At 60.9% G+C, this 15,673-nt stretch carries 15 protein-coding genes and 1 pseudogene; 7 read left to right on the top strand and 9 right to left on the bottom strand.

Going from position 1 to position 15,673, the window contains the following annotated elements:
* Positions 1-99 precede the first annotated feature (99 nt).
* From ampC to AC3IT9_RS19945, 3 genes are all read right to left on the bottom strand, one after another.
* Entirely contained in the window at positions 100-1,239 is a 1,140-nt protein-coding gene (gene ampC, locus AC3IT9_RS19955; RefSeq protein WP_150759537.1) for a class C beta-lactamase, read from the bottom strand.
* Positions 1,240-1,359: 120 nt separating this feature from the next.
* Positions 1,360-2,703, bottom strand: coding sequence for a glucarate dehydratase (gene gudD, locus AC3IT9_RS19950; protein ID WP_489270817.1), 1,344 nt, complete (start codon positions 2,701-2,703; stop codon positions 1,360-1,362).
* A gap of 24 nt (positions 2,704-2,727) precedes the next feature.
* A complete protein-coding gene (locus tag AC3IT9_RS19945) occupies positions 2,728-4,074 on the bottom strand; it encodes an MFS transporter (RefSeq protein ID WP_150725819.1) in 1,347 nt (448 codons plus the stop codon).
* A gap of 279 nt (positions 4,075-4,353) precedes the next feature.
* Between AC3IT9_RS19945 and AC3IT9_RS19940 the strand changes: the two genes are divergently transcribed.
* Positions 4,354-5,064, top strand: a complete 711-nt coding sequence (locus tag AC3IT9_RS19940; RefSeq protein ID WP_151215164.1) for a FadR/GntR family transcriptional regulator — start codon at positions 4,354-4,356, stop codon at positions 5,062-5,064.
* A 156-nt stretch (positions 5,065-5,220) separates the two neighbouring features.
* On the opposite strand, the gene AC3IT9_RS19935 is transcribed toward AC3IT9_RS19940, so the two are convergent.
* The gene (locus AC3IT9_RS19935; protein ID WP_489270815.1) at positions 5,221-6,132 is read right to left on the bottom strand and encodes a DMT family transporter; all 912 of its coding nucleotides are present in this window, start codon (positions 6,130-6,132) and stop codon (positions 5,221-5,223) included.
* A gap of 96 nt (positions 6,133-6,228) precedes the next feature.
* On the opposite strand from AC3IT9_RS19935, the gene AC3IT9_RS19930 reads away from it, so the two are divergent.
* Positions 6,229-7,092 (top strand): LysR substrate-binding domain-containing protein, encoded by an 864-nt coding sequence (locus tag AC3IT9_RS19930; RefSeq protein WP_008053002.1) that lies wholly within the window; start codon positions 6,229-6,231, stop codon positions 7,090-7,092.
* Between the two features lie 133 nt (positions 7,093-7,225).
* Here the strand turns inward: AC3IT9_RS19930 and trhP are convergent, their stop codons facing one another.
* The gene (gene trhP, locus AC3IT9_RS19925) at positions 7,226-8,551 is read right to left on the bottom strand and encodes a prephenate-dependent tRNA uridine(34) hydroxylase TrhP (RefSeq protein WP_150753087.1); all 1,326 of its coding nucleotides are present in this window, start codon (positions 8,549-8,551) and stop codon (positions 7,226-7,228) included.
* A 164-nt stretch (positions 8,552-8,715) separates the two neighbouring features.
* Here trhP and AC3IT9_RS19920 point away from each other — a divergent pair, with 164 nt between their 5' ends.
* Positions 8,716-9,777 (top strand): AI-2E family transporter, encoded by a 1,062-nt coding sequence (locus AC3IT9_RS19920; RefSeq protein WP_489270814.1) that lies wholly within the window; start codon positions 8,716-8,718, stop codon positions 9,775-9,777.
* On the opposite strand, the gene AC3IT9_RS19915 is transcribed toward AC3IT9_RS19920, so the two are convergent.
* The 3 genes from AC3IT9_RS19915 to AC3IT9_RS19905 form a co-directional block, all read right to left on the bottom strand.
* Positions 9,774-9,965, bottom strand: a complete 192-nt coding sequence (locus AC3IT9_RS19915) for a hypothetical protein (protein WP_150753085.1) — start codon at positions 9,963-9,965, stop codon at positions 9,774-9,776. The two genes, AC3IT9_RS19920 and AC3IT9_RS19915, sit on opposite strands and share 4 nt — an antisense overlap.
* 115 nt (positions 9,966-10,080) lie before the next feature.
* The gene (locus AC3IT9_RS19910) at positions 10,081-10,275 is read right to left on the bottom strand and encodes a hypothetical protein (RefSeq protein WP_008052996.1); all 195 of its coding nucleotides are present in this window, start codon (positions 10,273-10,275) and stop codon (positions 10,081-10,083) included.
* Positions 10,276-10,511: 236 nt separating this feature from the next.
* Positions 10,512-10,886, bottom strand: a complete 375-nt coding sequence (locus AC3IT9_RS19905) for a hypothetical protein (protein ID WP_150725825.1) — start codon at positions 10,884-10,886, stop codon at positions 10,512-10,514.
* A gap of 246 nt (positions 10,887-11,132) precedes the next feature.
* On the opposite strand from AC3IT9_RS19905, the gene AC3IT9_RS19900 reads away from it, so the two are divergent.
* Both AC3IT9_RS19900 and AC3IT9_RS19895 read left to right on the top strand, forming a co-directional pair.
* Entirely contained in the window at positions 11,133-11,951 is an 819-nt protein-coding gene (locus AC3IT9_RS19900; RefSeq protein ID WP_489270813.1) for a shikimate 5-dehydrogenase, read from the top strand.
* A gap of 9 nt (positions 11,952-11,960) precedes the next feature.
* Positions 11,961-12,089, top strand: a pseudogene (locus tag AC3IT9_RS19895) (cupin domain-containing protein); the annotation flags it as partial.
* Positions 12,090-12,480: 391 nt separating this feature from the next.
* On the opposite strand, the gene AC3IT9_RS19890 reads toward AC3IT9_RS19895, so the two are convergent.
* Complete coding sequence (locus AC3IT9_RS19890; protein WP_150753083.1) at positions 12,481-13,125, bottom strand: YceH family protein; 645 nt, start codon at positions 13,123-13,125, stop codon at positions 12,481-12,483.
* Between the two features lie 172 nt (positions 13,126-13,297).
* Between AC3IT9_RS19890 and AC3IT9_RS19885 the strand changes: the two genes are divergently transcribed.
* Both AC3IT9_RS19885 and AC3IT9_RS19880 read left to right on the top strand, forming a co-directional pair.
* Complete coding sequence (locus AC3IT9_RS19885) at positions 13,298-14,470, top strand: acyl-CoA dehydrogenase family protein (protein WP_489270812.1); 1,173 nt, start codon at positions 13,298-13,300, stop codon at positions 14,468-14,470.
* Positions 14,467-15,660, top strand: coding sequence for an acyl-CoA dehydrogenase family protein (locus AC3IT9_RS19880; RefSeq protein ID WP_489270810.1), 1,194 nt, complete (start codon positions 14,467-14,469; stop codon positions 15,658-15,660). The genes AC3IT9_RS19885 and AC3IT9_RS19880 overlap by 4 nt, the downstream gene beginning before the upstream one ends.
* The last annotated feature ends 13 nt before the right edge of the window (positions 15,661-15,673 follow it).

The following is a 15,673-nucleotide window of genomic DNA, read 5'->3' as shown; positions in this document are numbered from 1 at the left end:
ACGCCATCGCGAGCAAGCTCGCTCCCACAGGTTTCGTGTGTTGACTGATCAGTACTAACCTCTAGAGGTCGCCTTTTTCTCTGGGAAAGCAAACAAGGCTTATCGGGTAAGGGCACTTAAAACCTGATGAGCGATCTTCACCCGCTCCGCATTGGGATAATTCTTGTTGGCCAGAATCACAATGCCGATGTCCTTCGATGGCACGTATGCCACGTAAGCACCAAAACCACCCGTTGAGCCTGTTTTGTTGACCAGCACGTTCTGCGGCTGCGCCTGCGGCGGATTCAACCACTGGACCTCATGGGCTTGCATGGCCATTGGCGTGGAGTTGCCCTCCAGCAAGCGATCCAGTGTGATCGGGTATCGATACATCTCCCAACCCAGACCCTGAGTCATATCGCCAACGGTGTAGTAACCGCTATGAGTCAAGGCGATGGCTTGCTGCAATGGCTTCTCCAGAGACGCCGGTTTCATGTTCGCGCCAACATAACCCAGCAAGTCTGCAGCGCTGGTTTTCACCCCATACGCCTCGGAATCCAGCGCACCTGGAGTGACCCGCACCGGTTTGCCGTCCTTGTTGTAGCCCTGAGCGTACAGCGCCATCTGATCCTGCGGCACATGCACATAGGTGTGCTTGAGGCCCAGTTTCGGCAGCAGGGTTTTCTCCATCAGCTCATCAAACGGCTGGCCCATGCTTTGGGCGGCGAGGTAGCCGAACAGGCCGAGGCTGGGGTTCGAATACAGTCGGTGGCTGCCGGGGGCGTAGAGCGGTTTCCATTGTTTGTAGTAGCCGAGCATCTTGTCGGCCGAATCAGATTCAGCAGGGAATTGCAGCGGCAAGCCACCGGCGCTGTAAGTGCCCAGTTGCAGCACGCTGATGTGGTCGAACGCACTGCCGCGCAAGGCCGGCAGGACATGACTGGCCATGTCCGACAGCGACAGCTTGCCCGTGGCCTGGGCGTAGGCGGCGAGGGTGGCGGTGAAGGTTTTACTGACGGAGCCGATTTCGAACAGGGTGTCTTGCGTAACGGGGCTGCCGGTTTCTTTCGAGGCGACGCCATAGTTGAAGTAATGCGCTTGGCCGTTAACGGTGACTGCCACGGCCATTCCGTGAATACCCTCGGCTTGCATCACCGGTTGTACAGCTGCGTTTACCACTGTCTCGATTTGATCCTGTGCCGCGCACTGGCCCGCGGCGAATATCGCTATGCAAGCGACGATGGTTTTCAGCCTGTCCATGTTGGTTTCGTCCGTCGTTGATTTAGTTGCGCGCCATTCTAGGGGAGGAAACCCTGTTTTTTAAAACCGACCGCCCACAGGCGGGTCGGGTTTATTGTTACAGGGTGCGCATCCGTCGATTCAACGCACCAGACAAGGCCGCTTGTTATCGAACTTCCAGCCGGGAATCAAAAACTGCATCGCCACGCTGTCATCCCGGGCCCCAAGGCCCATGCCTTTGTAGAGTTCATGAGCTTTGGCGACCTGATCCATGTCCAGCTCAACCCCCAGCCCCGGTTTCTGTGGCACCTGCACGCAGCCATCGACGATTTGCAGTGGGGCCTTGGTCAGGCGCTGGCCGTCCTGCCAGATCCAGTGGGTGTCGATGGCGGTGATCTCGCCCGGCGCGGCCGCCGCGACATGGGTGAACATCGCCAGGGAGATGTCGAAGTGGTTGTTGGAGTGCGAACCCCAGGTCAGGCCCCATTCGTGGCACATCTGCGCCACGCGCACCGAGCCCTGCATGGTCCAGAAGTGCGGGTCGGCCAGGGGAATGTCGACCGACTGCAACTGGATCGCGTGGCCCATCTCCCGCCAGTCGGTGGCGATCATGTTGGTCGCGGTCTTCAGGCCCGTGGCCCGGCGGAACTCGGCCATGACTTCACGTCCCGAGTAACCGTTTTCCGCTCCGCACGGGTCTTCGGCATAGGCCAGCACGCGGTGCTGATCGCGGCACAGGCGGATGGCTTCTTTCAGTGACCAGGCACCATTCGGGTCGAGGGTGATGCGCGCATCGGGGAAGCGTTCGGCCAGAGCCGTGACCGCTTCGATTTCGGCGTCGCCGCTGAGCACGCCGCCCTTGAGCTTGAAGTCCTTGAAGCCATAACGCCCGTGGGCCGCCTCGGCCAGGCGCACCACCGCGTCGGCGCTCATGGCTTTCTCGTGCCGCACGCGGAACCAGTCGTTGTCGGCGTCCGGTTCGCTGCGGTAGGCGAGGTCGGTCTCGTTGCGATCACCGACATAAAACAGATAGCCAAGCATCTTCACTTCATCGCGCTGCTGGCCTTCACCGAGCAGGGCGGCCACCGGCACATCCAGGTGCTGGCCGAGCAAGTCGAGCAATGCGGCTTCCAGGCCGGTGACGGCGTGAATGGTGATGCGCAGGTCGAAGGTCTGCAAACCGCGGCCACCGGCATCGCGGTCGGCGAAGGTCTGGCGCACCTGATTGAGGATTTTCTGATATGTGCCAATCGGGCTGCCGACCACCAGGCTGCGCGCGTCTTCGAGGGTCTGGCGAATGCGCTCGCCCCCCGGCACTTCGCCGACGCCGGTGTGGCCGGCGTTGTCCTTCAGGATCACGATGTTGCGGGTGAAGAACGGGCCGTGGGCACCGCTCAGGTTGAGCAGCATGCCATCGTGGCCGGCCACCGGAACAATCTGCATGCTGGTGATGACCGGGGCTTTTGTGGTGTCTTGTGCGTTCATTTTTCAATCCTTAAAAAGCAGATGTCAGGCGTGGTTGGGTGCAGGTTTGCCCGGCGCCACGGCAGGTGCGGATTTCGGTGTGTTGCGGGCGGCAAACACGATGATGGCGGCGATGATCGAGGTCGCGGCCAGGCCGTACAGCCCGCCCTGAATGGAACCGGTGCGTTCTTCCAGCAAGCCGAAAGTGGTCGGCGCAACGAAGCCGCCGAGGTTGCCCACCGAGTTGATCAGCGCGATGACGCCAGCCGCGATTCGCGCATCCAGGTAGGCCTGGGGAATCGGCCAGAACAGCGACGAGGCCGATTTGAAGCCCAGTGCGGCAAAGCAGATTGCGACGAAGGCGAAGATCGGTCCGCCAGTGGTGGACATGAACATCCCGGCCGCGGCGATCAGCAGGGCGGTGGCGACCCAGGCTTGCTGGTGTTTCCATTTGCCCGACAGGGACGCGAAGGCATACATGCCGACAATCGACAGCAACCACGGAATCGAGTTGAACAGCCCGACCTGGACATCGCTCAGGTCGCCCATCTTCTTGATGATGCTCGGCAGCCAGAAGGTCGCGGCGTAGATGGTCAACTGGATAAAGAAGTAGATCAGGCAGAACAGGATGATCTGGCGATCCTTGAGCAACTTGCCCAGCGACGGCTTGATCGGCGTGGCGGCCTCCCGGGCCAGTTGTTCGTCGTCGATGGCCTTGACCAGTGCATCCTGCTCTTCGCGGGTCAGCCATTTGGCGTCGTGGGGCCTGGAGTCCAGCCAGAACCAGACGAACACGCACAACCCCACCGAAAACATGCCCTCGATGAAGTACATCCACTGCCAGCCATGCATGCCCAGGCCGCTGATTTGCAGGAGTAGCCCGGACAGCGGGCCGGAGATCAGCGAGGCAATCGCCGAGCCGCTGAGGAAAATCGCAATCGCCTTGCCGCGCTCCACACCCGGCAACCAGCGGGTGAAGTAGTAGATCACCCCGGGAAAGAACCCGGCTTCGGCCACGCCCAGTAGAAAACGCAGGATGTAGAAGTGTGTTTCGTTCTGGATGAACGCCATGCCCGCGGCGACCAGGCCCCAGGTCAGCATGATCCGCGTCAGCCAGATGCGTGCGCCGACTTTCTGCAGAAGGATGTTGGAGGGCACCTCGAACAGTGCATAACCGATGAAGAACAGACCGGCACCCAGGCCATAGGCGGCCGCGCCTATACCCAGGTCGTGTTCCATGTGGGCGCGGACGAAACCGATGTTCACGCGATCAATGTAATTGACGATGAACATGATGACGAACAGCGGCAAGACGTGACGTTTGACTTTGGCGATGGCGGACTTCAGCGCTGAATTGGCGTCGTCGTGCATCCCGGAGATGGATGTATTCACTGCGTTTTCTCCCACTCGTTATTTTTATGCGGGGTGAAGCTGGGTGTTGCGTTGTTGATAGACATCATACAACTAGGTTTTTTGATCTTGCAACCACGTTTATCCAATGAAGTGGCGCATTTGCAGCTGTTTTTATTCTATTTGTGGTAGGTGGTGGCCCTTGAAAAGAATCAATATGGGCTGAATGTTGAGTGTTGTCATACAAGCTAGACGAGATTTTTCAGGATTCCCGCCCGGCGCGGTGCTACGATTCGATAGCCCTGATTTCCGGACACCCCCATGCAAGAAGACCTCGAAGTACCCGCCCGCAAGCGCAGCCACAACCTGGCCCATGACCTGGTGGAGAAACTGACCCAGCGCATCCTGCTCGGCCAGATGTTGCCCGGTGACAAGCTGCCGTCGGAAAACACCATCGTTCAGGAGCACGGAGTCAGTCGTACGGTGGTGCGCGAGGCGATCTCGAAGCTGCAGGCCTCGGGGCTGGTGGAGACCCGGCACGGCATTGGCACGTTCGTGATCGAGCGCGCACCGGAGCAGGGGCTCCGGCTGAATGTCGATACGGCGTTGGGGGTGCGCAGCATTCTGGAGTTGCGCATGGGCCTGGAAACCCAGGCGGCGGCGCTGGCGGCAACTCGCCGCACCGAAATGCAACTGGCGCAGATGCGTGAAGCCCTGGACGACTATCAAAGCCTGCTGGCCAACAACGACAGCTGTGTCGAAGCGGACCGGCGTTTTCATCTGCTGATCGCCGAAGCCACCGGCAACGTATGCTTCACCGAAATCATGCAGCACCTGGGCAGTGCCATGATCCCGCGTACCCGGGTCAATGCCGCCGAGCGTGGCGCGGTGGACTTGAGCAAGCTCGGTCAGTTGGCCAACCTGGAGCACGAGGCGATTCTCAACGCCATCAAGCGCCAGGACCCGGACGCGGCGCGGGCGGCGATGTGGCTGCACCTGACCAACAGTCGCGACCGGTTTTCGGCCAGCTGAGGTTGTCCGTTTATCAGTGACACCGAGTCATCGTTCTTCGCGAGCAAGCTCGCTCCCACAGGTTTTGGGTCGTGCTCAATAACTGCGGCAACCATAAAACCCTGTGGGAGCGGGCTTGCTCGCGAAGGCGTCAGTCCAGGCAGCAAAATACATGGATCAGACCCGAGCAACTTGAACAACGACAGCCCGCCGCTCCAGATTCAACGCCAGCACACTCACCAACACCACCAGCCCGCCGACCACGATCATCAACGTCGGCCGCTCGCCAAGCGCATAAGACGCAATGACCATCGCCGTCGGCGGCGTCAGATACAGCGTCATCGTCGCCCGGCTCAAATCGACATGCGCCAGCACATAGGCCCAGGCCAGGTACGCCAGGGCACTGGGGAATATCCCCAGGGCAATCACCGCAAACTGTACGCGCATCGGTGCCAGGGCGACTTGGTCCAGCAGGCCGGGCAAGAAAGCCAGCAACAGCGCCGTCCCGGACCACACCGTGTAACACACCAGCGTCAGCCCGTCGTAACGCCCGGTGTGATGCTTTTGCAGGGCAAAGTAGAGACTCCAGGACACCGCCGCCAGCAGGATCAGCAGGCCGTGGGCGTCAATGCTGCCCAGGCCATGATCGCCCGCCACCACAATCACCACGCCCAACAACCCGAGCAGCACACAACCCCAGCGCCACAGGCTCACCTGATCCTTGAACACGAAGCGTGCAATCAACGTGCTGAACAGCGGCGTGGTCTGCGCCAACACGCTCGAAGCACCTGCGCTGACACCCTGCTGTCCGAAGTTGATCGCCACGTGGTGCAGGCTTACCGCGAAGAAGCCCAGGCCGAACATCAGCGGTAAATCTCGCAGGTTCGGCAGGCGAATGCCCTTGAACATTGCGACCGCGGCCATGAACACAGAGGCCAGCAGGAAGCGCAGGAGCGCCAGGTGCACCGGGTCGTAGGCCTGCAGGCCGATATGGATGCCGGTCGGGGAATAGCCCCAGCACGCCACGACAAACGCCATGGCCAGAATGATTTTCCAGGGTGAAACGGGGGAGGGTGTGAGCGGCTTCATGGTCGTGCACCTGTGGGCGGATGCACCGAGTATCAGAAAGCGGATCGTTCGCCACAACTGACTTATACTGCGCTAATTGTTCACTGTGGGTGATGTATGGAGCTGGCACAGATTCGCATGTTCAAGACCGTGGCCGATGTCGGCAGCATCGCCCGCGCGGCCGAGCTGTTGCATTGCGTGCCGTCGAACATCACGGCCCGGATCAAGGCTCTTGAGGCCGAACTGGGTGTCGCGCTGTTTCTGCGTGAGGGGCGAGGGCTGCGCATCAGCCCGTCGGGGCAAACCTTCCTGGCCTACGCTTCGAAAATTCTTGCCCTCACTGCCGAGGCCAAGCGTGCGGTCGACCCTTCGGCCGAGCCCTCGGGGCCGTTGCGCATCGGGGCCATCGAGTCGTCGGCCACCGGGCGATTGCCGCGCCTGCTGGCGAAATTCCACAAGCGTTTCCCGCAGGTGGCGCTGGAGCTGACCACCGGCTCCTGGGGACAGTTGCTCGACGACACACTCAACCACAAGCTCGACGGCGCCATCGTGGCGGTGGATGTCGAGCGTTCGCACCTCAAGCGCACGCCGATGTACCGCGAAGAGCTGCTGCTGATCGCCTCGACCTCCCTCGGGCCGCTGCGGGACGTCAGCGATTTGCAGGACCAGACCGTGTTCATGTGGCCCCAGGGCTGTCCATACCGGGCGGCGCTGGAGCATTGGCTGTTGCGACAGGGCCAGGCGCTGCCGATTGTCAGCCTGGCCAGTTATGGCGCGATTGTCGGTTGCGTCAGCGCCGGGGCCGGCGTGGCGCTGGTGCCCAAAGGTGTGTTCGATCAATACGCCAAAGGCGCGGGGTGCGCGGGGTTTGAATTCCCCGAACTGACCGCCGTCGACAATCTGTTTTACTGGCACGAAAACGCCGGGGTGCACCCGGCGCGTGAGGCGTTTGTGGCGATGCTTCGCGAAGAATTTGCCTGACGCAGTACTTGTGGGAGAACCTGTGGGAGCGAGCCTGCTCGCGATGACGGAGTGTCAGTCGCTAACCATATTGACTGATACGCCGCTATCGCGAGCAGGCTCGCTCCCACAGGGTTAGGTGTGTATTTGAAGTTCAGTTCACACCCACATCCCGCATCAACAACCCAAACTCCAAATCCACCGCATCCGGTATCGGCAAATACACCGTATGCCCATCCCCCGGCGCAACCTCGATCGCTTCACCCTTGGCGTTTTGCAACTGATGCAGATCGAAGTGGAAGTTGCCCTTGGGTGTCATCAGCTCCATGTGATCGCCCAGGCCGAAGCGGTTCTTCACCTTGACCTCGGCCAGGCGATCCCTGCGCTGCCCGGTCAACTCACCGACAAACTGCTGGCGCTCCGACACCGAGCTGCCGTTCTGGTAGTTCTGGTATTCGTCATGCACATGGCGGCGCAGGAAACCTTCGGTGTAGCCGCGCTGGGCGAGGGATTCCAGGTCGGTCATCAGGCCGCGGTCGAAGGCCCGGCCCGCCACCGCGTCGTCGATGGCCCGGCGATAAACCTGGGTGGTGCGCGCGCAATAAAAGTGCGATTTGGTCCGGCCTTCGATTTTCAGCGAGTGCACGCCCATGTGCGTCAGGCGTTCGACGTGCTGCACGGCGCGCAGGTCCTTGGCGTTCATGATGTAAGTGCCGTGTTCGTCTTCGAAGGCCGGCATCTGTTCGCCGGGACGATTGGCTTCCTGCAACAGGAACACCTGTCCGGTGGGCGCGCCGATACCCAGTGTGGGTTCCGGTTGATACTGTTGCACGATCTCGCCGAGCTGGTTTTCCGTGGCCGGTTGCGCTGAATACTTCCAGCGACAGGCATTGGTGCAACTGCCCTGATTGGCGTCACGCTTGTTCATGTAGCCCGACAGCAGGCAGCGCCCGGAATAGGCCATGCACAACGCGCCGTGCACGAACACTTCCAGTTCCATGGCGGGCACTTGCTCGCGGATCTCGGCGATTTCCTCCAGGGACAGCTCCCGGGACAGGATGATCCGGCTCAAGCCTTGCTGCTGCCAGAACTCGACGCTCGCCCAGTTCACCGTATTGGCCTGCACCGAAAGGTGGACCGGCATCTGCGGGTAATGCCGGCGCACCAGCATGATCAGGCCGGGGTCGGACATGATCAGCGCATCCGGGGCCATGGCGATCACCGGTTCAAGGTCCTTGAGGAAGGTCTTGAGCTTGGCGTTGTGCGGCGCGATGTTCACCACCACATAGAAGCGCTTGCCCTGAGCCTGGGCCTCGCGAATGCCGAGGGCCAGGTTGGCGTGGTCGAATTCGTTGTTGCGCACCCGCAAGCTGTAGCGCGGCTGGCCGGCGTACACGGCATCGGCGCCGTAGGCGAAGGCGTAACGCATGTTTTTCAGGGTGCCGGCGGGGGCGAGCAGTTCTGGCGCGGTGAGGTTCATGGCGGTGTCGGTCGCAAAAGCCGCACAGGGTAAATGCCCTGTGCCAAGGGTTTATTGACCTGGATCTATGCCTTATCAACAAACCGATGGCACTCGCGCGACCCGTGGCTGACTAAACATCAAGGCGAAAGTTTTTCGTCCTGACTGGCTGGCACGGATCGGACATGAACGAAACGACCCTGCAAGACAAAACGCTGACGGTTTTGCTGGTGCTGGTGAGCGCTGCCTTCATCTGGATCCTGCTGCCGTTTTACGGCGCGGTGTTCTGGGCGGTAATCCTCGGCATCGTCTTTGCGCCACTGCAGAGCCGACTGCAACTGAAGTTCGGCTGGCAACGCAACCTCACGTCGCTGTGCACATTGAGCATTTGCCTGGTGATCGCGATTCTGCCGGTGATCATCATCAGCGCCTTGCTGGTTCAGGAGGGGGCGGCACTCTACAAAAGTGTCGAGAGCGGCGAACTCGACATTGCCGGGTATGTGTCGCAGTTCAAGCACAGCCTGCCGCCGTATTTCCAGTATCTGCTGGATCGCTTCGGCATGGGCGAGTTGAGCGGGCTGCGAGAGAAAATCGTCAAGAGCGCAATGACCGGCGGGCAGGTGCTGGCCTCTCATGCGTTCAGTTTCGGCCAGGGCACGTTCGAGTTCATCGTCAGTATCTTCATCATGCTGTACCTGCTGTTCTTCTTCCTGCGCGACGGTGCGGAACTGGCGCGCAAGGTACGCCAGGCGGTGCCGTTGCAGGAACAGCAGAAACGCCGTTTGCAGCTCAAGTTCAATCTTGTGGTGCGGGCCACGGTGAAAGGCAACCTGCTGGTGGCGATCACCCAAGGCGCGCTGGGCGGTCTGATTTTCTGGTTTCTGGACATCCACAACGTGTTGCTCTGGGCGGTGTTGATGGCGTTTCTGTCGCTGCTGCCGGTGGTGGGGACGGGAATAGTCTGGGTGCCGGTGGCGGTGTTTTTCCTGTTCACCGGGGCGATCTGGAAGGGCGTGGTGCTGGTATTGTTCGGGGTCTTGGTGATCGGGCTGGTGGACAATCTGCTCCGGCCATTGCTGGTGGGCAAGGACACCAGGATGCCGGACTACATGATCCTGATCTCGACCCTCGGCGGACTGGCGATTTTCGGGCTGAACGGCTTTGTCATCGGCCCGTTGATCGCGGCCCTGTTCATGTCGAGCTGGGCCATTTTCATTGAAACCAAACCGCGGGTGCAGCTGCCTTAGGCGTTGAGCCTGCCGGACTGGCCGGTGCCGATGCGTTGCGACAGCTCCTTTGCTGCGGGCAGCGAAGTGAGCGGGCCGCTGATCTGCACCCCGTCCTGCACCAGATACCAGCAGGCGAGCATGCCCAGCTCTCTGAGCGGTGCGGGGACGGCGCTGCCGATAACGGACATGATCTGAACCTTGGACATGACAAGTACCTCCATCAATCTGTGGAGTTACTTTAAGGTCCGGGTGCCTTGAGGGGTAATCAACGCTTTCGATAGTGGTCATTGATGCCAGAGGGGGCAAACGACCGTTGGTCGGTCAGCTGACCACCTGGTCGAGCATATGAACCACTTCCTGCTCGTTGAGCAGGCCCTTGCGCACCAGGCTTTGTGTCAGCAGCGAGAGAAACTTGGCGCTGCGATGACCTTCCAGGTGCTTGAGTTCGGTCAGTGCGTTGTACACCTTGCTGGAGGTGCACAGACCGACGATGCGGTGCGGGTTTTGCGTTGGCATGTGGTCGTCCTTGTTGTTATCAACTTGTTTTCGACGGACAGCACTTAGCTTGCGGAACTGTCATGACAAAAATATGACCGTTTTTTTTCCGCAGGGCAGAAATCGGGTCGAGTCCATCTTGCCCATTTCTGCCGCGGGCACTGTCCCGATAGCGACCTTGGCGAGATTTATCCAGACCTGCATCGACAAACGGGCATAAAAAAGCCCCGCTGTTTCAGCGGGGCTGGATGAGTTCGTTACCAGCGGCCGTGGCGAGGGCCGTAGTAGCCGCGTGGCGGGCCGTAGTAACCACGGGGTGGACCGTAGTAACCACGGGGTGGGCCGTAGTAAACCGGGGCCGGGCGGTAGTAGATCGGTTGTTGCACGTAGACCGGGGCCGGCTGGTAGTAAACCGGAGGCGGTGGTGCGTAATAAACCGGCGCGGGCTGGTAGTAGACCGGTTGCGGCGCAACATAAACCGGGCGGTTGGCGTTGATCAGAGCCGAGCCGACGATGGCAGTACCGACGATCGCTCCAAATACCGCCGCGTCATTACCACCACCGGCTTGCGCCTGTCCTGCGATAGCGAGGGCGCCGATCAGCAAGGCTACTGTGGGGACTTTACGGATCATGATAGTTCCTCGGTTCTTCAGCCCGGCGCTTGTGTCTGCAATAGACCCAAGGATTGTCGCGGGGATACTTCTAAGACAGCGTTTTTCTGAAAAACAGCACGGCCGCGAGGTAAATTTTGTGTAAGGTCTGTACCGACTTTCTTACCGACCCGTGTAAGCCCGCGTTAACACACTTATATGATCGATCAGAACCCGATGGAGGGCTAATCCCGTCCATCCGAAAAGTGCATTTGAAGGAGCTTTCCCATGCAGATGAACCCCAACAAAGACACCCAGTTGTGCATGTCCCTTTCAGGACGCCCCGGGAACTTTGGTCTGCGTTTTCACAATCATCTGTATGAACAGCTTGGCCTGAACTTTTACTACAAGGCCTTTGCCAGCCAGGACCTGACGGGTGCCGTTGCCGGCATTCGCGCCCTGCGGATTCGTGGCTGTGGCGTGTCGATGCCGTTCAAGGAAGCCTGCATTGCCCTGGTGGATGAACTCGACGCGTCTGCCGCCGCCATTCAATCGATCAACACCATCGTCAACACCGACGGACATCTCAAGGCCTACAACACCGATTACATCGCCGTGGCCCAGTTGCTGGAAAAACACCAGGTGCCGAAGGACTCGACCTTTGCCTTGCGCGGCAGCGGCGGCATGGCCAAGGCCGTGGCGAGTGCCTTGCGCGATGGCGGCTATGAAAGCGGCCTGATCGTAGCCCGCAATGAGCGCGCCGGGCAGGCGCTGGCGCAGTCGTTGGGGTATGAGTGGCAGGCAGAGTTGGGGAGTCGTCGCCCGCAAATGCTGGTCAACGTCACCCCGATCGGCATGACGGGAGGACCGGAGGCCGATCAACTGGCCTTTGAACCGGACGTGATCGAAAAAGCGGACACTGTCTTCGATGTTGTGGCGATTCCCTCGGAAACACCGCTGATCGTGCGTGCTCGTGCCGAAGGCAAGCGGGTCATCACCGGGCTGGAAGTGATTGCGATCCAGGCACTGGAGCAATTTGTGCTCTATACCGGTGTACGGCCGACAGACGAGCAATTCCAGAAGGCAGTGGCGTTTGCCCGCAGCTAGGAGGTGTCCATGCATCCCCCTATTCTCAATCTGAATTCAGTCGAACTTGAACCGCTGCCCGAAGCGTTTGCGCCGAGCGGTGAAACCGCCGGGTGCTATCAACAGCGCCTGGCCCGAGTCGGTCAGCAACTGGGGGCGGTAACCAATGCCAGGTCAGTCCACGACCCATTTTGGGAAATGATGTGACTGAGAGTCCGCCATCGCGAGCAAGCTCGCTCCCACAGGTTTTGTGTCGGGCACCAATGCCATGCCAGCCCACAACCCACTGTGGTCGGCCCATCCGGCAATGATGTGACTGACCGTCCGCCATCGCGAGCAAGCTCCCACAGGTTTTGTGTCGGGCGCCAATGCCAAGCCAGTCCACGACCCACTGTGGGAGCGAGCTTGCTCGCGATAGCGTCGGCCCATCCGGCAATGATGTGACTGAGAGTCCGCCATCGCGAGCAGGCTCGCTCCCACAGGTTTTGTGTCTATCGCACATGCCAGTCAGTCTAGGACCCACAGGTTTTGTGTCGGGCAATCATCCAGGTTATTCAAGTCGAGCCAGCCGCTCTTCCAGCGCCGCAATCCGCGTTTCCAGTTCTTCGATCCGTTCAACCGAAACCCCGCCGCTGCTCCGTTCGGCTGGGTTTTGCCGTGCCGCCATGATCGCTTCGATATCCGCCGGGTCGCCAAGGGCGTGGGTGTATCGGTCTTCGCGCTGGCCAGCCTGACGCGGAATCAGCACCGCCAAACCCCGGGCAATCAGGCGTTCAAGTTGATGCACAACCTGTTCGGCATCTTCGAACTCATGCATGCGGCCGCTGCGGGTCAGCAGTTCATTGACGGTCTGCGGGCCGCGCAGAAACATCAGCCCGGACAGGATGACCTGCGCCGGCACCAGTTCCAGGGCCTTGTCGACCTTGTGTTCCCAGCGGTCGGCGCGGCTGCCCATCACCAGTCTGGCGAAGCCGCGTCCTTCGAGGGCGCGCAGGCTCTGGCCGACCTGGCCCGGTGTCAGGTTCATCACCGGCTCGCGGCTGGTTTTCTGGTTGCAGGCAATCACCAGGGCATTGAGGGTCAGGGGATAGGTTTCCGGGCTGGTGGCCTGTTTCTCGATCAGCGAACCCAGAATGCGGATTTCCGTACTGTTGAGCCGCGGCTCGTCGAAAGTCGTCTCTTGCTCAGTGCTCATGGTTCTGCATCCTTAGCCGATTCATGTTTTTCACTTGCGTAAGCGCACTTTGACATCGCCCGTTCGGACTAGGCAAGGCTAACGATTCTGCCGCGTCCTGCTGGCGCCAAACTTCATGCTCAAAGGGGTGTTGCGCCACGCGCGCCCCGCCAAACGAGCAGAAGGCGCCGCGATGGAGTTTGCATTCAGCGACGAACAGGAAATGATCCGCGCATCGGCCGAGGGTTTCCTCGCCGATGTCTCGGATTCCGCCGCCGTGCGTGCGGCAATGGTCAGCGAACGGGGTTTCGACGAAGCCCTCTGGCAGCGTCTGTGCCAGGAAATGTACTGGCCGGCCATTCATATCCCCGAAACCTATGGTGGCCTGGGCCTCGGCTTTGTCGAGCTGACGATCCTGCTGGAACAGATGGGCCGGCGTTTGCTGTGCTCGCCGTTTTTCGCCACCGCCTGCATGGCCACGCCCGCGCTGTTGCTGGCCGCCAATGATGAACAGAAGCAGCGCTGGTTGCCGTCGATTGCCGACGGCAGCGTGACCGCAACGCTGGCGTTCAGCAGTGCCAACGGCTGGTCGGCCGACGATGTCCAGGCAACGGTGGTGGCCGAAGGCGACGGGTTCGTCCTCGACGGCACCCTCAAGCATGTGCTCGACGGCCATGGCGCCGACCTGTTGATCATTGCCGCACGCCAACCCGGAACCACTGGCGAAAAGGGCATCAGCCTGTTTGCCGTAAACGCCGTACGCGCAGGCATCGAACGGCAAATGCTGCCGACCATGGACCAGACCCGGCGCCAGGCGCGGATCCAGCTCAAGGGCCTGTACCTTGAAACCGACTGCCTGCTGGGTGAGTTCGGGAACGGCTGGTCGCACCTTGAGCGCGTCCTGCAACTGGCCTGCATCGGCCTGGCCGCTGAGCAGACCGGCGGCGCGCAGCAGGTGCTCGACCTCAGCGTGGCCTACATGCAGGAGCGCCAGCAGTTCGGTCGCCCGATCGCCAGTTTCCAGGCTCTCAAACACCGCGCCGCCGACATGATGCTGCAAGTCGAATGCGCCCGCTCGGCCAGTTACTACGCCGCGTGCGTGGCCCAGGAAGTCCTCGATCCCCAGGGTGATCCCCAGGTCGCGGCCGAACTGCCGCTGGCGGCGGCACTGGCCAAGGCACAGTGCTCCGAGACCTATTTCCATTGCGCGTCCGAATCGATCCAGTTGCATGGCGGTGTCGGTTTCACCTGGGAATACGACCCTCACCTCTACTTCAAGCGCGCCCGCGCCAGCGAGAGTTTCCTCGGGCTACCGGCCTGGCATCGCGAGCGCATTGCTTCGGTGATTCTGGGAGAGCAGCCATGAAAATCAGTTTCAGCGAGCAGGACGAGCGCTTCCGCCGGGAAGTGGCCGACTGGATGAGCGCCAACCTCTGCGGAGAGTTCGAGGCCCTGCGTTTTCGCGGCGGTCCGGGCGACGAACACATGTTTCCCGAAGAGCGCAAAGCCTGGGAGCGCAAACTCGCCGAAGGCGGCTGGACCTGCGTCGGCTGGGCGCCGGAGCATGGCGGACGCGGCCTGTCGATCACCCAGCAGGTGATCTTCAACGAAGAATACGCCCGCGCCGGCGGCCCCGGCCGCATGGGTCATATCGGCGAAGGCCTGGCCGGGCCGACCATTGCCGCGTTCGGCACGGTCGAACAGCAACAGCGTTTTTTGCCGGGGATCGTCAGCGGTACGTCGTTCTGGTGCCAGGGCTATTCAGAGCCGGGCGCCGGTTCTGACCTGGCCAACGTCAAGACCCGCGCAACGCTGGATGAAACCACCGGCAGTTGGATTATCAATGGCCAGAAAGTCTGGACGTCCCTGGCCCATGAATCGGACTGGTGCTTTGTCATCGCCCGAACCGAACCGGGCAGCGTCGGCCATCGCGGTCTGTCGTTCCTGCTGGTGCCGATGGCCCAGACGGAAATCACCGTACGACCGATCGAGCAGCTCACCGGCACCTCGGAATTCAACGAAGTGTTCTTCGACGATGCCCGCACCGACGCCACCAACATCATCGGCGCGCCGGGCGAAGGCTGGAAGATCGCCATGGCGCTGCTGGGTTTCGAGCGGGGTGTGTCGACCCTCGGCCAGCAGATGCAGTTCCAGAACGAGCTCAACGAAATCATCGCCATCGCCAAGTCCAATGGCGCCGACCGCGATCCGATCCTGCGTCAGCGCCTGGCCGAAGCCTGGAGCGGGTTGCGGATCATGCGCTACAACTCGCTGCGCATGCTCTCGGGTAGCCAGGACGGTTCGCTGCGCAAGGAGGCGACCATCTACAAGCTGTTCTGGTCGACCTGGCACGCCAGCCTCGGCAAGTTGGCGATGGACGTCCTCGGCGCCGAGGCGGAATTGCTCGAAGCCGGACCTTACCAACTGACCCGTTTGCAGTCGCTGTACCTGTTCAGCCGCGCCGACACCCTCTACGGCGGCAGCAACGAAATCCAGCGCAACATCATCGCCGAGCGTGCCTTGGGCATGCCCAAAGAGCCGCGTCCGCGCGCCTGAAAGGAGAGAGTTC

Source organism: Pseudomonas sp. KH_046_1 (assembly GCF_057839025.1).
Note: the sequence above shows the minus strand (reverse complement) of the source record. Positions and strands in the feature narration are given on the sequence as shown.

What these genes read in the sequence shown, in the direction of transcription:
- AC3IT9_RS19900 (WP_489270813.1), top strand. Translation starts at nt 11,133, where the DNA reads ATGCAGATGAACCCCAACAAAGACACCCAGTTGTGCATGTCCCTTTCA.
- AC3IT9_RS19915 (WP_150753085.1), bottom strand. Translation starts at nt 9,965, where the DNA reads ATGTCCAAGGTTCAGATCATGTCCGTTATCGGCAGCGCCGTCCCCGCA.
- AC3IT9_RS19930 (WP_008053002.1), top strand. Translation starts at nt 6,229, where the DNA reads ATGGAGCTGGCACAGATTCGCATGTTCAAGACCGTGGCCGATGTCGGC.
- trhP (WP_150753087.1), bottom strand. Translation starts at nt 8,551, where the DNA reads ATGAACCTCACCGCGCCAGAACTGCTCGCCCCCGCCGGCACCCTGAAA.
- gudD (WP_489270817.1), bottom strand. Translation starts at nt 2,703, where the DNA reads ATGAACGCACAAGACACCACAAAAGCCCCGGTCATCACCAGCATGCAG.
- ampC (WP_150759537.1), bottom strand. Translation starts at nt 1,239, where the DNA reads ATGGACAGGCTGAAAACCATCGTCGCTTGCATAGCGATATTCGCCGCG.
- AC3IT9_RS19890 (WP_150753083.1), bottom strand. Translation starts at nt 13,125, where the DNA reads ATGAGCACTGAGCAAGAGACGACTTTCGACGAGCCGCGGCTCAACAGT.
- AC3IT9_RS19885 (WP_489270812.1), top strand. Translation starts at nt 13,298, where the DNA reads ATGGAGTTTGCATTCAGCGACGAACAGGAAATGATCCGCGCATCGGCC.
- AC3IT9_RS19935 (WP_489270815.1), bottom strand. Translation starts at nt 6,132, where the DNA reads ATGAAGCCGCTCACACCCTCCCCCGTTTCACCCTGGAAAATCATTCTG.
- AC3IT9_RS19880 (WP_489270810.1), top strand. Translation starts at nt 14,467, where the DNA reads ATGAAAATCAGTTTCAGCGAGCAGGACGAGCGCTTCCGCCGGGAAGTG.
- AC3IT9_RS19920 (WP_489270814.1), top strand. Translation starts at nt 8,716, where the DNA reads ATGAACGAAACGACCCTGCAAGACAAAACGCTGACGGTTTTGCTGGTG.
- AC3IT9_RS19905 (WP_150725825.1), bottom strand. Translation starts at nt 10,886, where the DNA reads ATGATCCGTAAAGTCCCCACAGTAGCCTTGCTGATCGGCGCCCTCGCT.
- AC3IT9_RS19910 (WP_008052996.1), bottom strand. Translation starts at nt 10,275, where the DNA reads ATGCCAACGCAAAACCCGCACCGCATCGTCGGTCTGTGCACCTCCAGC.
- AC3IT9_RS19940 (WP_151215164.1), top strand. Translation starts at nt 4,354, where the DNA reads ATGCAAGAAGACCTCGAAGTACCCGCCCGCAAGCGCAGCCACAACCTG.